Annotated in this window: 1 pseudogene; it reads right to left on the bottom strand. The window is 61.1% G+C overall.

Features of this window, described 5'->3' with window-relative positions:
• A pseudogene (locus EN925_RS39360) lies at window positions 1–411 on the bottom strand (ATPase); the annotation flags it as partial.

Below are 411 nucleotides of genomic sequence, written 5' to 3'. Positions count from 1 at the left end.
GCGCAAGCAAGGCGCAAGCCCTGGCCGGTGAGACCGGCATTCGGTTGGCCGACTAGCGGTGCCGTGCAAATGAATACCGACCGCGCAGCGCGTGTTGCGGCGCGCAACTGCGAAATCCTTCTCGAAGGATTTGCTTCCATTCGGTTAGGCAAAGACCCTTCACCATCAACCTCCTTATCGACGACTGAGCCGAAAGCCGGATCCAGGGGATAAAGAACGCTCACGCGCACCCGCTCGTGCGCAACCGGCACCCGAGCGGGTGTTATTAGCGGGTCACGCATCTGGCCATGCCAGAGCACGCCCACGACATTGGCCATGAAGCGCAGAACGCCGCGCGTGCGTTGGAACTTTTCGAGGCTCGCCCAATCCTTCGACAGCCGATCGAACAGCTCCGGATGGATCGGATAGGAC

It is taken from the genome of Mesorhizobium sp. M7A.F.Ca.US.006.04.2.1, from assembly GCF_004022915.1.
GTDB lineage: Bacteria > Pseudomonadota > Alphaproteobacteria > Rhizobiales > Rhizobiaceae > Mesorhizobium > Mesorhizobium ciceri.
Note: the sequence above shows the minus strand (reverse complement) of the source record. Positions and strands in the feature narration are given on the sequence as shown.